The sequence below is a fragment of the Micromonospora sp. NPDC048170 genome (assembly GCF_040652795.1).
Lineage (GTDB): Bacteria > Actinomycetota > Actinomycetes > Mycobacteriales > Micromonosporaceae > Micromonospora.
Map to the genome: position 1 here is coordinate 57,492 of NZ_JBEZMR010000012.1, position 14,054 is coordinate 71,545.

Genomic DNA, 14,054 nt, shown 5'->3' on the forward strand with positions numbered 1-14,054 from the left:
GAGCGGGCATCCCAGATGAGCCGTATTCTAGTAATAGAATAGGGCCGTGGAGCTGACTACCGCCGAGCTGACCGTGCTGGGCTTGATCATCGAACGCGCCCGGCACGGCTACGACCTGGAACAGGTGATCGGGCAACGCGGCATCCGGCAGTGGTCCGACGTCGGGTTCTCCTCGATCTACTACCTGCTCGCCAAGCTGGAGAAGCGTGGTCTGGTCCACGTTCCCGAAGCTCCCACCGCCCCGAAGTCCCGCCGCGTCCACCACGCCACCACCGAGGGCCGAGAGGTCGCGGCGCGCACCGCGCTGGCGCTCATCGAGGAACCACGGCCGGTACCGCACCCGCTCCTCGTCGGTGTCGCCAACCTGCCCCTGCTCTCCGCGCGGGAGTACGCGGAGGCGCTACGCACCCGGTTGGCGCGGGTCGAAGCCCGCATCGAGGCGATCCGGGTGACGCAGCAGGCGCAAGCTCCCCTCCCGCGGCCGGCGCGTGAGGTGTTCTCGTACTCGCTGAGCCTCCTGGAGGCGGAAAGGCAGTGGCTCGCCGCCCGAGCCCAGGTGCCTGATGACGGAGAAGACTGACTTCAAGAAGACCCTCGACGCCTATCAGGCCAAGCGGGACCAGTTCCGGATCGTGGACGTGCCCGACATGCGGTATCTCATGATCGACGGCCACGGTGACCCGAACGCCTCGCCCGCGTTCACCGACGCTGTCGAAGCCCTCTACCCGGTGGCCTACAAGCTGAAGTTCGCCAGCAAACAGGACCTCCGACGCGACTACGTCGTCCCGCCCCTGGAGGGCCTGTGGTGGGCCGAGGACATGGACTCCTTCACCTCGGAACGCGACAAGTCACGGTGGCACTAGACGCTGATGATCATGGTCCCGGACTGGATCGACCAGGGCATGTTCGCCGCCGCCGTGGCGCAGGCCGGGGCCAGGAACCGCCCGTCGCGGCTCGACGACACCCGGCTGGGCACGCTGTCCGAGGGGCGGTGCGTGCAGACGCTGCACGTCGGTTCCTTCGACGACGAGGCCGAGGTGCTGGCGCGACTGCACCACGAGTTCGTGCCGGGCAACGGGCTGCGGATGGTCGGCAGACACCACGAGATCTACCTCAGCGACTTCCGCAGGGTCGCACCCGAGAAGCAACGCACCATCCTGAGGCAACCGGTCACCGCCGCCGCACCGGGCGCGTAGCTGACACGGCACCCCTGCCCCGCCGAGGTCGCCGCCACGCTCCGGCGCGAGCCGGTGAGGAAAGGCGACGGGCCCCGCCCCCGGCGATCTCGCGATCGCGGGGACGGGGCCCGTCGTCGTTCAGCGGGTCACTTGCCGCCGGCGAGCTTCTCCCGCAGAGCGGCGAGCGCCTCGTCGGTGGCCAGGGTGCCGGCCGGCTCCTCGGCCTGGCGGCTCGGGGCCGCGCTCGTCGAGGTGGTGGTGCCACCACCGGTGACGGCCGGAGCCGGGTTGGCAGCAGCCTCGGCGTCGGCCGCCCGGGAGGTCTGCACCTGCTTGGTGTGGGCCTCCCAGCGGGTACGAGCCTCGGCGTACTGGTTCTCCCAGGTCTCGCGCTGCTTGTCGTACCCCTCGAGCCACTCGCCCGTCTCCGGGTCGAAGCCCTCCGGGTAGATGTAGTTGCCCTCGGCGTCGTACGTCGCGGCCATGCCGTAGAGGGTCGGGTCGAAGTGCTCCTCGCCCTCGACGAAGCCCTCGTTGGCCTGCTTGAGCGACAGCGAGATCCGGCGGCGCTCCAGGTCGATGTCGATGACCTTGACCATGACCTCGGAGCCGACCTGGACGACCTGCTCCGGGATCTCCACGTGGCGCTCGGCCAGCTCGGAGATGTGGACCAGGCCCTCGATGCCGTCGTCCACCCGGACGAAGGCGCCGAACGGCACCAGCTTGGTGACCTTACCCGGCACGATCTGCTGGATCGCGTGGGTGCGGGCGAACTGACGCCACGGGTCCTCCTGGGTCGCCTTCAGCGACAGCGAGACCCGCTCGCGGTCCAGGTCGACGTCCAGGACCTCGACCTCGACCTCCTGGCCCACCTCGACGACCTCGGACGGGTGGTCGATGTGCTTCCAGGACAGCTCGGAGACGTGCACCAGGCCGTCCACGCCGCCCAGGTCGACGAACGCCCCGAAGTTGACGATCGAGGACACGACGCCCTTGCGGACCTGGCCCTTCTGCAGCTTGTTGAGGAACTCGGTGCGCACCTCGGACTGCGTCTGCTCCAGCCAGGCCCGGCGGGACAGGACCACGTTGTTGCGGTTCTTGTCCAGCTCGATGATCTTGGCTTCGAGCTCGCGGCCGACGTACGGCTGCAGGTCGCGCACCCGACGCATCTCGACCAGGGACGCGGGCAGGAAGCCGCGCAGCCCGATGTCGAGGATGAGGCCACCCTTGACCACCTCGATGACCGAGCCGCGAACGACGCCGTCCTCGTCCTTGATCTTCTCGATGGTGCCCCAGGCCCGCTCGTACTGCGCCCGCTTCTTGGAGAGGATCAGACGCCCCTCCTTGTCCTCCTTCTGGAGGACCAGGGCCTCGATGTGGTCACCAACCGAAACGACCTCGGCCGGGTCCACGTCGTGCTTGATCGACAACTCCCGAGAGGGGATGACACCCTCGGTCTTGTAGCCGATGTCGAGCAGGACCTCGTCCCGATCGACCTTGACGACGGTGCCTTCGACAATGTCGCCGTCGTTGAAGTACTTGATGGTCTCGTCGATCGCGGCGAGGAAAGCCTCCTCGGAACCGAGATCGTCGTGGGTGACCCGGGTGGCGCTCGAGGGGGCCTCGATGCTGCTCGTCATGTGGGCGGTTGCTCCGGTCGGATGGTGTGTCACAGCAGGCTGGTGTGTCGCGGTGACCTGTTCGCGCCAGCAGATCCGTCGCCGGGCACACTGAGAGATCATCGCGTGAGATCATGGATGTGGCTCCGCCAGTGGTCCCGGAGACCGCGCACCTGCTCCCTGCCGAGGCACACGATCCGCGAGCGCATCGTCTAGCCTACCCGCTGCATTACCACAGCGTGCAAGCCCTCCCGTCCTCTCGCCGCCTCGTCAGCTGCGAAAGCGGAGATATCGGCAGGAAGGCATCGCAGGTGTCGCCTCTGTCACACGGGCACCAGCGTGAACGGTAGCGCCGGACGCCGTGCGACGCACTCCGGGGGCCGGCCGGCCGCCCGCGCGAAGGGGGCCTAGCGTGAGCGGGTGGATGACGACAGCCGGGTGACCCGGCGCCGGGTCGGCAACGCCGAGGCCCGCCGGGCCAACCGCCGCTGGTGGGACGCCGACGCCGACGACTACCAGGCAGAGCACGGCCGCTTCCTCGGCGACCTGGACTTCGTCTGGTGCCCGGAGGGCCTGCGGGAGGCCGACGTACGGCTGCTGGGCGAACTGGCCGGGCGGCGGGTGCTGGAGCTCGGCTGCGGTGCCGCGGCCGCCGCGCGGTGGCTGGCCACCCGCGGTGCCCGGCCGGTAGCCCTGGACCTGTCCGCCGGAATGCTGCGGCACGCCGCGCTGGCGGCCGACCGCACCGGCGTACGCGTGCCGCTGGTGCAGGCCGACGCGCTGGCGCTGCCGTTCGCCGACGCCGCGTTCGACACGGCCTGCACGGCGTTCGGGGCGGTCCCGTTCGTGGCCGACTCGGCGGCGGTCATGCGCGAGGTGTTCCGGGTGCTGCGTCCCGGCGGCCGGTGGGTGTTCTCGGTGACCCACCCGATGCGGTGGATCTTCCTCGACGATCCCGGCGAGGGCGGGCTGACCGCCGTGCACTCGTACTTCGACCGCTCCCCCTACGTCGAGCAGGACGAGGCCGGCGAGGCCACCTACGTCGAGCAGCACCGCACCCTCGGCGACCGGGTCCGGGAGCTCGTGGGCGCCGGCTTCCGCCTGGTCGACCTCGTGGAGCCGGAGTGGCCCGAGGGGCACGAGGGGATCTGGGGGCAGTGGAGCCCGCTGCGTGGCCGCCTCTTCCCCGGCACCGCCATCTTCGTCGCGGAGAAGCCCGCCGGCTGACCGCACGGTGCGCGGCACCGACCCGGGAGCACGCCTCCGTCGTTTCGGGGCATCGACGCCGGGTAACCGCGTCGCATGGCCGAGCAGAGCGAGTTCCGCAAGGGTGACCACGTCTCCTGGGCCAGCCACAGCGGCCGGGCGTACGGCGTGGTCAAGGAGAAGCTGATCGACCGGACGCACGTACGCGGGCACGCCGTGAACGCGTCGCCGGACCACCCGCAGTACCGGATCCGGAACGACGACTCGGGCCGGGACGTCGCGCACCGACCGGAGGTGCTGCGCCATGAGCAGGAGTGACGAGGGCCGGGACACCTACCGGGAGTTCACCGGGGCGGTGAACATGAAGCCGGCTGAGTTGTCGACGTGGCTGGAGACCGACGAGTCGAAACGGGTCGGCTGGCGCAAGGGCACCAAGGGCGGCGAGTCGGTGGGCCACGAGTCCGGCCGCAGGATCATCGGCCTGCTGCGCCGCAGGCGCGACCAGCTCTCCGAGGCCGACTACCGGCACATGCGCAAGGTCGTCGGGTACGTCCGGCGGCACCTGGCCCAGCGCCCCTCCGGCGACGTCCGCGACACGAAGTGGCGCTGGTCCCTGATGAACTGGGGCCACGACCCCCTCAAGTGACCCGAACCGAAAACGCACCGACCAGCCCCAGATCACTCCCCGCAGCAGCGCCGACCACCACGCCCACGACGGGGTTCCGGGGCAGCCCGACCCGCGCAGGGATCAAGCCTGACCGCCCGGAGCGGTCGGGCTGCCCCGGAACCCACCAAGAAGACTCAGTGGTCGGCGCTGTTCCAGTCCCGCCCCTCGCCGACGGAGACCTCCAGCGGCACCGCCAGCGGGTGCGCCGCGCCCATCTCCCGCCGCACCAGCGCCTCCAGCGTCTCCCGCTCGCCCGGGGCGACCTCGAAGACCAGTTCGTCGTGCACCTGGAGCAGCATCCGTGAACGCAGGCCCGCCTCGCGCAGCGCGGTGTCGACGTGCAGCATGGCGACCTTGATGATGTCGGCCGCCGAGCCCTGGATGGGGGCGTTGAGCGCCATCCGCTCGGCCATCTCGCGGCGCTGCCGGTTGTCGCTGACCAGGTCGGGCAGGTAGCGGCGGCGGCCCAGGATGGTCGAGGTGTAGCCGTTGTGCCGGGCCCGGGCGACGACCTCCTGGAGGTAGTCGCGTACTCCGCCGAACCCGGCGAAGTAGTCCTCCATCAGCCCGCGCGCCTCCTCGGCGGTGATCCCGAGCTGCTGGGAGAGGCCGAAGGCGCTGAGCCCGTACGCCAGGCCGTAGTTCATCGCCTTGATCTTGCGCCGCTGGTCGGCGGTGACCTCGTCGACCGGCACGCCGAAGACCGACGAGGCGGTGACGGCGTGGAAGTCGGCGCCGGAGTTGAACGCCTCGATCAGGGCGTCGTCCGACGACAGGTGCGCCATGATCCGCATCTCGATCTGGCTGTAGTCGGCGGTGAGCAGGCACTCGTAGCCCTCCCCCACCACGAAGGCGCGGCGGATCCGGCGCCCCTCCTCGGTGCGGATCGGGATGTTCTGGAGGTTGGGCTCGGTCGAGGAGAGCCGGCCGGTGGCCGCCACCGTCTGGTTGAACGTGGTGTGGATGCGGCCGTCGTCGGAGACCGACTTGAGCAATCCGTCGACGGTCGTCTTGAGCTTGGCGACGTCCCGGTGGCGCAGCAGGTGGGCCAGCACCGGGTGCGGGTTCTGCGCGTGCAGCCACTGGAGGGCGTCGGCGTCGGTGGTGTAGCCGGTCTTGATCTTCTTGGTCTTGGGCAGGCCCAACTCGCCGAAGAGGATCTCCTGCAACTGCTTCGGCGAGCCGAGGTTGAACTCCCGCCCGACCGCCGCGTACGCCCCCTGGGCGGCGGCCTTCACCTCGGCGGCGAAGTGCGCCTCCAACTCGGAGAGGTAGTGCGTGTCGGCGGCGATGCCGGTGCGTTCCATGCCGGCGAGCACCCGCATCAGCGGCAGCTCCACGCCGGCCATCAGCCGCGCCGACTGCTCGCCGTCGCGGGACAGCTCGGCGTCGATCGCGTCGGCCAGGTCGAGGGTGGCGCGGGCCTGGAGCATGAGGTTCTGCTCCGCCTCGCCGTCGTTGCCGAGCCCGTCGAGGGTGAGCTGGCCGGTCTCCGGGGCGTCGACCCGCAGCTCGCGGTGCAGGTAGCGCAGGGCCAGGTCGGTCAGGTCGTAGGACCGCTGGTCGGGGCGGGCCAGGTAGGCGGCGATCTGCGTGTCGCGGAGGATGCCCTCCAGGCTCCAGCCGTGCGCGGCGAACGCCAGCACCGCCGGCTTGCTGTCGTGCAGCACCTTGGGCCGCCCGGCGTCGGCCAGCCACGCCGCGAGGGCCGCCTCGTCGGTCGGGTCGAGCGTGGCGGGGTCGAACCAGGCCGCCGCGCCGCCGGCGGTGGCCAGCGCCATCCCGGTCACCGAGGCGGTGTGCCGGCGGTTGGGGCCCGTGTCGAGCTTCGCCGCCACGCCCACTGGGGTGCCGGCCGGCGCGTGCGTCTCCAGCCACCCGGCGAGCGAGCCGGGCGCGGTGAGCACCTCGCCGGTCAGGTCGAACCCGGACTCGGCCTCCGGCTCCACCGCCTCCAGGTACTGGTAGAGCCGGTCGCGCAGGATGCGGAACTCGAGGGTGTCGAAGACCTGGTGGACTGCCTCGCGGTCCCACCCCTCCCAGCGCGCGTCCTCGGGACGCAGCGGCAGCTCCAGGTCGGAGACGAGGCGGTTGATCTCGTAGTTGCGGATCACGTCGGCGAGCCGCTCGCGCAGGCTGTCGCCGGCCTTGCCCTTGATCTCGTCGGCCCGCGCGATGACCCCGTCGACCCCGCCGTACAAGTTGATCCACTTCGCGGCGGTCTTCGGGCCGACACCCGGGACGCCGGGCAGGTTGTCGCTGGTCTCGCCGACCAGGGCGGCCAGGTCGCGGTATCGGTCCGGCGCGACGCCGTACTTCGTCTCGATCGCCGCCGGATCCATCCGGGCCAGGTCGGAGACGCCCTTGCGCGGGTAGAGCACGGTGATCTGGTCGCCGACGAGCTGGAACGCGTCCCGGTCGCCGGTGCTGATCAGCACCGACATGCCCTGGTCGCGGGCCTGGCAGGCGAGAGTGGCGATGATGTCGTCGGCCTCGTAGCCCTCCTTCTCCACCACCGGGATGCGCAGCGCCGCGAGGACCTCCTTGACCAGGCTCACCTGGCCCTTGAAGTCGGTCGGGGTCTCGCTGCGGCCGGCCTTGTACTCCGCGTACTGCTCGGTGCGGAAGGAACGGCGGGAGACGTCGAAGGTGACCACGATGTGCGTGGGCTGCTCGTCGCGCAGCACGTTGATCAGCATGGACGTGAAGCCGTAGACCGCGTTGGTCGGCTGCCCTGTCGTGGTGGAGAAGTTTTCCACCGGGAGGGCGAAGAAGGCCCGGTATGCCAGGGAGTGTCCGTCGACGAGGAGCAGGCGCGGCGTCGTAGCTGTCACGCGAGCGACTCTAGTCGCCCGCTCCGACACTCCCGGGCACCGGCACGGGCGTGACCGCGACGGACGTCACCGGCACGGCACGCCGGCGCGGCCCGGAGGCGGGCTGCGCCGGCGTGCCGACTCAGAGCACCTTGGCCAGGAACGCCTTCGTCCGGTCGTGCCGGGGGTTGGCGATCACCTCGCGGGGCACGCCGGACTCGACCACGACGCCGCCGTCCATGAAGACCAGCGAGTCGCCGACCTCGCGGGCGAAGCCGATCTCGTGGGTGACCACGATCATCGTCATGCCGTCGCGGGCCAGGTCCTTCATCACGTCGAGCACCTCGCCGACCAGTTCCGGGTCGAGCGCGCTGGTCGGCTCGTCGAAGAGCATCAGCTTCGGCTGCATCGCCAGTGCCCGGGCGATCGCCACCCGCTGCTGCTGGCCGCCGGAGAGCTGGCCCGGGTAGTTGCCGAGCTTGTCGCCCAGCCCCACCCGCTCCAGCAGGGCGGCGGCCCGGTCCCGGGCGGCGGCCTTCTTCTCGCGGCCCACCAGCACCGGCGCCTCGGCAACGTTCTGCAGGGCGGTCATGTGCGGGAAGAGGTTGAACCGCTGGAACACCATGCCGATCGCGCGGCGCTGGGCGGCCACCTCCCGCTCCCGCAGCTCGTGCAGCTTCCCGCCGCGCTCGCGGTAGCCGATCAGGTCGCCGTCCACCCAGATCCTACCGGCGTTGATCTTCTCCAGGTGGTTGATGCAGCGCAGGAACGTCGACTTGCCGGAGCCCGAGGGACCCAGCAGGCAGCACACCTCGCCGCTGCGGACCTCCAGGTCGATGCCCTTGAGCACCTCGATCGGCCCGAACGACTTGTGTACCTGCTCGGCCCGGACCATCACGCCGGACTCCGTCGCGGGCGCACCGGCCTGGGCCGGCACCGTCAGCTCGGTCATGCGCCGTCCACCTTCCCGGTCGTGCCGCCGCTCTCCGCGGCGATCCCCCGCAGCTTGGTCTTCGCCCGTACGCTGCGCCCGACGCCCTTGGAGAAGTGCCGCTCCAGGTAGTACTGCCCGACCAGCAGCACGCTGGTCAGCAGCAGATACCAGATGGTCGCCGCGACCAGCATCGGGAAGACCTGGAAGGTCCGGCTACCCACAGCCCTGAGCTGGAAGAACAGCTCCATCGAGACTGGCACGAAGGCCACCAGCGAGGTGTCCTTGAGCATCGCGATGGTCTCGTTGCCGGTCGGCGGGACGATCACCCGCATGGCCTGCGGCAGCACGATGCGGCGCAGGATCTGCCCGCGCTTCAGGCCGAGCGCCTGGGCGGCCTCCGTCTGCCCCTCGTCGACCGACTGGATGCCGGCCCGGACGATCTCCGCCATGTAGGCGGCCTCGGAGAGGCCCAGCGCCAGCATGCCGGCGACGAACCCGGTGAGGATGTCCACCGCCGAGAAGCCGAACAGCCGCGCCTCGAAGTCGTCGACCCCGAACAGGGCGCCGATCTGCCGGTCGAAGGGCAGCCCGAACTCGATGCGCGCCCAGAGGATGCCCAGGTTGCCGAAGAGGATCGCCAGCACCAGCCGGGGCACCGCCCGGAAGAACCAGGTGTACGCCCAGGCGACGCCGCGCAGGATCGGGTTCTCCGACAGCCGCATGATGGCGATGACGACGCCCAGCACGATGCCGATCAGCATGGCGGTCAGCAGCAGCGCGATGCTTCCGCGTACGCCCTCGATGATCGGCGGGCGGAACATCTCGTCGATCATGAACGGCCAGTTGAACGCCTTGTTCGTCACCAGCAGGTGCACGAACATGGCCACCAGCACCCCGATCACGGCGACGGCGACCCACCGCCCGGGATGCCGCACGGGCACGGCCTGGATGGGTTCCGGCCGTGCCCGCTCGGGTGTGTCTGTCTCGACCGACATGGTCAGTTGGTCGGGTTCAGCGCCGGAGTCGTGATGGCGCCGCCCTCGACGCCCCACTTCTTCAGCGCGCCCTCGTACGAGCCGTCGGCGATGACCGCCGCGACAGCCTCCTTCAGCACCTCGGCGAACGCGGCCTGGTCCTTCTTCACCGCGTAGCCGTACGGGGCCGACTCGTAGATGTCGCCGAGCAGCTCCAACTGGCCGTTGCTCTGCTTCACCGCGTACGCGCCCACCGGGGAGTCGGCCAGCATGGCGTCGTCCTTGCCGCTGACCACGGCGGCGGTGGCGTCGCTCTGCGCCTGGTACTGGTCGATGGTGATCGCCGGCTTGCCGGCGTCGGTGCACTTCTTCGACCGGGCGGTGATGTCGTCGAGCTGCACGGTGCCGACCTGCACGGCGATCTTCTTGCCGCAGGCGTTCTCGGTGTCGACCTTGGCCGGGTTGCCGGCCTTGGTCGCCCACTGGGTGCCGGCCGAGTAGTAGCTGACCATGTTGACGGTCTTCATCCGGTCGGCGTTGATGGTGAACGAGGAGACGCCGACCTCGTACTTGCCGGAGTCGACGCCGGGCAGGATCGCGTCGAACGGCGCCGACTCGTACTCGGCCTTCAGACCGAGCTTCTGCGCGACGGCGTTGAACAGCTCGATGTCGAAGCCGATGACGGTCTTGCCGTCGGCGTCGAGGAACTCCGCCGGGGCGTACGTCGAGTCGGTGCCGACCTTGATCACGCCGTCGGCCTTGATGGCGTCGGGCACCTTACCGGCCAGCGCCGAGTCGGCGGCGGCGGTGACGCTGGGGCCGGCGCCGGGCTGCTCGGTGCTCTCCTTCTCGCCGCAGCCGACCAGCGAGAGGGCCAGCAGCGCGGCGCCGGTGACGCCGAGGGCGGCCCGGCGGCCACCACGGATGTGGAACATGGGTACTCCTTGCGATGAGGGGTGACGGCCGGTCAGGCCACGCCGAGGTAGGCCTCTTTGACCGCCGGGTCGTGCAATAGTTCCGCACCGGTGCCGCTCTTGACGATCCGGCCGGTCTCCAGCACGTACGCGCGGTGGGCCCGGGCCAGCGCCTGCTGGGCGTTCTGTTCGACCAGCAGGATGGTGGTGCCCTGTTCGTTGATCTCGGTGATGATGTCGAAGATCTGCTGGATCAGCATCGGCGCCAGCCCCATCGAGGGCTCGTCGAGCAGCAGCAGCTTCGGCCGGCTCATCAGCGCCCGCCCGACGGCCAGCATCTGCTGCTCACCGCCGGAGAGGGTGCCGCCGGCCTGCTTGCGCCGCTCGGCCAGGCGCGGGAAGAGGTTCAGCACCCGGTCGAGGTCCTGGGCGATGCCGGCCCGGTCACGCCGCGTGTACGCGCCCATGTCCAGGTTGTCCAGCACCGTCATGCCCGGGAAGATCCCGCGGCCCTCGGGGGCCTGGCACAGCCCACGCCGGACCCGCAGGTCCGCCCGGAGCTTGGTGATGTCCTCGCCGTTGAACCGGATGCTGCCGCTGGCGACCGGCCGGATGCCGGAGATCGCCCGCATCGTGGTCGACTTGCCGGCGCCGTTGGCGCCGATCAGGGCGACGATCTCGCCCTCGTCCACCGTCAGGCTGATGCCGTGCAGCGCCTGGATCCGCCCGTACAGCAGGCTCACATCGTCGATCTCAAGCAGCATCGTCCGGCACCCCCAGGTACGCCGCGATCACCTTCGGGTTGTCCCGCACCTCGGCGGGGAGCCCCTCGGCGATCTTCTTTCCGAACTCGAGCACCACGATCCGGTCTGTGACCCCCATGACCAGGCGCATGTCGTGCTCGATGAGCAGCACGGTCACGCCGGTGTCCCGGATCTGCCGGATGAGCTGGAGCAGTTCCTCCTTCTCGGCCGGGTTGAAGCCGGCGGCCGGCTCGTCCAGGCAGAGCAGCGCCGGGTCGGTGGCCAGCGCACGGGCGATCTCCAGCCGCCGCTGCTCACCGTAGGAGAGGTTGCGGGCGAACTCGTGCAGCCGCTTGCGGATGCCGACGAACTCCAGCAGACGCTCGGCCTTCTCCCGGCTCTCGCGCTCCTCCTTCCAGTACCTCGGCAGGCGGAACAGCGCGGAGATGACGCTCGTCTTGTTGTGCGCGTCCGCGCCCACCAGGACGTTCTCCAGCGCGGTCATCTCGGGGAAGAGGCGGATGTTCTGGAACGTCCGCGCCATGCCCATCTTGGTGATGTGGTGCCGCTTCTTGCCGCTGATCTTCTGGCCGCGGAACCGGATCTGCCCCTCGGTGGGCTGGTAGATGCCGGTCATGGCGTTGAAGCAGGTGGTCTTGCCGGCGCCGTTCGGGCCGATCAGACCGAGGATCTCCCCCTTGTAGAGGGTGAAGTCCACCTCGTTCAGCGCGACCACGCCGCCGAAGCGCAGCGTGACCTTGTCGACCTCCAGCAGCGGTTCCCGGGTGGGCACCGCCTCCACGGCCGGCGAGCCGGCCTGCGCCGGAACGGCCGGCGTCTGTTCGGTGTCACTCACCGACGGTCACCTCCTTGCGGCGATCCTTGAACTCCGCCGCACGTCGTCGGTTGGGGATCAGACCCTCCGGCCGGAAGATCATCATGACCACCAGCACCAGGCCGAAGAACAGGAACCGGTACTCGTACAGCTCGACACCGAGCAGCTCGATGCCACGGAAGCGCTCGATCATGTACGCCACCAGACCACCGCCGACGATCGCGCCGACGATGTTGCCGGAGCCACCGAAGATGACCGCGGCCAGGATGATGATCGAGTTCAGCAGCTCGAAGTTCTGCGAGTTGACGAAGTTCTGCTTGCCCGCGAACAGCGCGCCGGCCAGGCCGGCGATCGCGGCGCCCGCGGCGAACGCCCAGAGCTTGAACTTGAACGTCGGCACGCCCATGAGCTGCGCGGCGTCCTCGTCCTCCCGGATGGAGATCCAGGCCCGGCCGACCCGGCTGTGGGTCAGGTTCCGCACCCCGATCACCACCAGGATGATCACCGTGAGCACCAGCCAGTAGTACGGCCGGGCATCGAGCACGCCGAAGAACGGCTTGCCGTCGGCGTACTGGCCCGGCGGGTGCGGGATCTGGTTGAAGCCCCGCTGGCCCTTGAGGAACTCCGAGCTGACCGCGCCGATCCGGATCATCTCGGCGAAGCCGAGCGTCACCAGCGCCAGGTAGTCGCCCCGCAGCCGCAGGGTCGGCGTACCGAGCATCACGCCGGAGACCATCGTCAGGGCGATCGCCACCGGCACCGCCAGCAGCCACGGCCACAGCGTCTTGATGTCGCTGCTCGGCGAGGTCAACACCGCCACGGTGTACGCGCCGACGGCGAAGAAGCCGAAGTAGCCGAGGTCGAGCAGACCGGCGAAGCCGACCACGATGTTCAGCCCGACGGCCAGCAGCACGTAGATCGAGACGGTGAACATCACCTGGGTGAAGTTCGCACCGGGGGTTGGGATCGGCCCGAGGTACTGGTAGAACTCCTTGTTCGGCAGGGCGTAGAAGAACACGATCACCGCTGCCAGCAGCGCCCAGCGCACCCAGCGCGGCGCGCCGCGCCACCGTTCCCCGGCCGCCTCGCGGCCGGAGCGCACCTTCTCCAAGACGGTCGTCATGCCCGTGCCCTCCCCAGCGACTCACCCAGCAGACCGGTCGGCCGGAACATCAGCAGCACCACCAGCAGCGCGAAGGCGGCGAAGTCCTTCCACTGGCTGCCGAACAGGCCGGAGGCGTAGTTCTCGATCAGGCCCAGCAACAGGCCGCCGACGAGCGCGCCGCGCAGGTTGCCGATGCCGCCGAGCACCGCGGCGGTGAACGCCTTGAGGCCGAGCAGGAAGCCGACGCTGTAGGTGAGGGTCTGGATCCGCACGTCGTAGAGCAGGCCGGCGACGCCGGCCATGCTGCCGCCGGCGATGAAGACGATCAGGATGATCCGGTCCTTGTTCACGCCCATCAGCGCGGCGGTGTTGGCGTCCTGGGCCACCGCCCGGATGCCGCGACCGACCCGGCTGCGGTTGATGAACATGTCCAGCCCGATCATCATCACCAGCGCGGCGCCGATGGTCAGCAGCTGGATGGCGTCGATCGGCACGCCGGCGATCTCGAACAGCGGCTTGGGGCTGACCAACTGCGGGGCGCCCTCCGGGCGGCGGCGGGTCCAGACGCCGAACGCCTCGGAGATGGCGATCGACGCGCCGATGGCGGTGATCAGGAAGGCCAGCGGCGGCGCGTTGCGCCTACGCAGCGGCCGGTACGCCACCCGCTCGATCACCGTCGCGGTGCCCGCCGACGCGATCGCCGCGACGATCATCGCCACGAGCAGGTAGAACATGATCGAGCCGAGCCCACTGACCTGCGAGTCCTGGTTGAGGCCGAATCCGTTCCAGGTCCAGATCGCCGCGAACGCGCCGGCGATGAAGACCTCGGAGTGGGCGAAGTTGATGAGTCTCAGCACGCCGTAGACCAGCGTGTAACCCAGCGCGACCAGGGCATAGATCGCACCCTGCGTCAGGCCGGTCGTGGTGAGTTCTCCGAAGTTGGAGAACAGTCCGTCGAAGTTCAAGGAGGGACGCTCCATCGGGGTCTGGAGAGAAAAATGGGGTGGGGGGGGGGGGGGGGGCCCCGCCCCCCCCCCCCCCACAACACAAAAAAAGTGACAAAGCA

The 14,054-nt window shown here is 69.7% G+C and carries 13 protein-coding genes and 1 pseudogene; 5 read left to right on the forward strand and 9 right to left on the reverse strand.

The window, feature by feature from the left end; translation table 11 throughout:
- Window positions 1-46: 46 nt before the first annotated feature.
- Entirely contained in the window at window positions 47-580 is a 534-nt protein-coding gene (locus AB0D32_RS17585; protein WP_357090836.1) for a PadR family transcriptional regulator, read from the forward strand.
- Window positions 564-1,196, forward strand: a pseudogene (locus AB0D32_RS17590) (GyrI-like domain-containing protein). Before AB0D32_RS17585 ends, AB0D32_RS17590 begins: the two are co-directional and overlap by 17 nt.
- Window positions 1,197-1,324: 128 nt before the next feature.
- Here the strand turns inward: AB0D32_RS17590 and rpsA are convergent.
- Window positions 1,325-2,920, reverse strand: a complete 1,596-nt coding sequence (rpsA, locus tag AB0D32_RS17595) for a 30S ribosomal protein S1 (RefSeq protein ID WP_357090838.1) — start codon at window positions 2,918-2,920, stop codon at window positions 1,325-1,327.
- A 297-nt stretch (window positions 2,921-3,217) separates the two neighbouring features.
- On the opposite strand from rpsA, the gene AB0D32_RS17600 reads away from it, so the two are divergent.
- The 3 genes from AB0D32_RS17600 (at window position 3,218) to AB0D32_RS17610 (ending at window position 4,649) form a co-directional block, all read left to right on the forward strand.
- The gene (locus AB0D32_RS17600; protein WP_357090840.1) at window positions 3,218-4,024 is read left to right on the forward strand and encodes a class I SAM-dependent methyltransferase; all 807 of its coding nucleotides are present in this window, start codon (window positions 3,218-3,220) and stop codon (window positions 4,022-4,024) included.
- Between the two features lie 75 nt (window positions 4,025-4,099).
- Window positions 4,100-4,321 carry a DUF2945 domain-containing protein gene (locus AB0D32_RS17605; protein WP_357090842.1) on the forward strand — a complete coding sequence of 74 codons (222 nt, stop codon included), beginning with the start codon at window positions 4,100-4,102 and terminating at the stop codon, window positions 4,319-4,321.
- The gene (locus AB0D32_RS17610; RefSeq protein WP_357090844.1) at window positions 4,308-4,649 is read left to right on the forward strand and encodes a DUF3140 domain-containing protein; all 342 of its coding nucleotides are present in this window, start codon (window positions 4,308-4,310) and stop codon (window positions 4,647-4,649) included. Before AB0D32_RS17605 ends, AB0D32_RS17610 begins: the two co-directional genes overlap by 14 nt.
- 155 nt (window positions 4,650-4,804) lie before the next feature.
- On the opposite strand, the gene polA is transcribed toward AB0D32_RS17610, so the two are convergent.
- From polA to AB0D32_RS17650, 8 genes are all read right to left on the reverse strand, one after another.
- On the reverse strand, window positions 4,805-7,504 hold the full coding sequence (gene polA / locus AB0D32_RS17615; RefSeq protein WP_357090846.1) for a DNA polymerase I: 2,700 nt from the start codon (window positions 7,502-7,504) through the stop codon (window positions 4,805-4,807).
- A gap of 121 nt (window positions 7,505-7,625) precedes the next feature.
- Complete coding sequence (locus tag AB0D32_RS17620; RefSeq protein WP_357090849.1) at window positions 7,626-8,435, reverse strand: amino acid ABC transporter ATP-binding protein; 810 nt, start codon at window positions 8,433-8,435, stop codon at window positions 7,626-7,628.
- Window positions 8,432-9,412 (reverse strand): amino acid ABC transporter permease, encoded by a 981-nt coding sequence (locus AB0D32_RS17625; RefSeq protein WP_357090852.1) that lies wholly within the window; start codon window positions 9,410-9,412, stop codon window positions 8,432-8,434. Before AB0D32_RS17625 ends, AB0D32_RS17620 begins: the two co-directional genes overlap by 4 nt.
- A 2-nt stretch (window positions 9,413-9,414) precedes the next feature.
- Window positions 9,415-10,326, reverse strand: coding sequence for an ABC transporter substrate-binding protein (locus AB0D32_RS17630; protein ID WP_357090854.1), 912 nt, complete (start codon window positions 10,324-10,326; stop codon window positions 9,415-9,417).
- 32 nt (window positions 10,327-10,358) lie between these two features.
- The gene (locus AB0D32_RS17635; protein ID WP_357090856.1) at window positions 10,359-11,069 is read right to left on the reverse strand and encodes an ABC transporter ATP-binding protein; all 711 of its coding nucleotides are present in this window, start codon (window positions 11,067-11,069) and stop codon (window positions 10,359-10,361) included.
- Window positions 11,059-11,850: an ABC transporter ATP-binding protein gene (locus tag AB0D32_RS17640; RefSeq protein WP_357091070.1), complete on the reverse strand. Its 792-nt coding sequence runs from the start codon at window positions 11,848-11,850 to the stop codon at window positions 11,059-11,061. Before AB0D32_RS17640 ends, AB0D32_RS17635 begins: the two co-directional genes overlap by 11 nt.
- 46 nt (window positions 11,851-11,896) lie before the next feature.
- A complete protein-coding gene (locus tag AB0D32_RS17645; protein ID WP_121400628.1) occupies window positions 11,897-13,006 on the reverse strand; it encodes a branched-chain amino acid ABC transporter permease in 1,110 nt (369 codons plus the stop codon).
- On the reverse strand, window positions 13,003-13,953 hold the full coding sequence (locus AB0D32_RS17650; RefSeq protein ID WP_357090858.1) for a branched-chain amino acid ABC transporter permease: 951 nt from the start codon (window positions 13,951-13,953) through the stop codon (window positions 13,003-13,005). Before AB0D32_RS17650 ends, AB0D32_RS17645 begins: the two co-directional genes overlap by 4 nt.
- Window positions 13,954-14,054 lie beyond the last annotated feature (101 nt).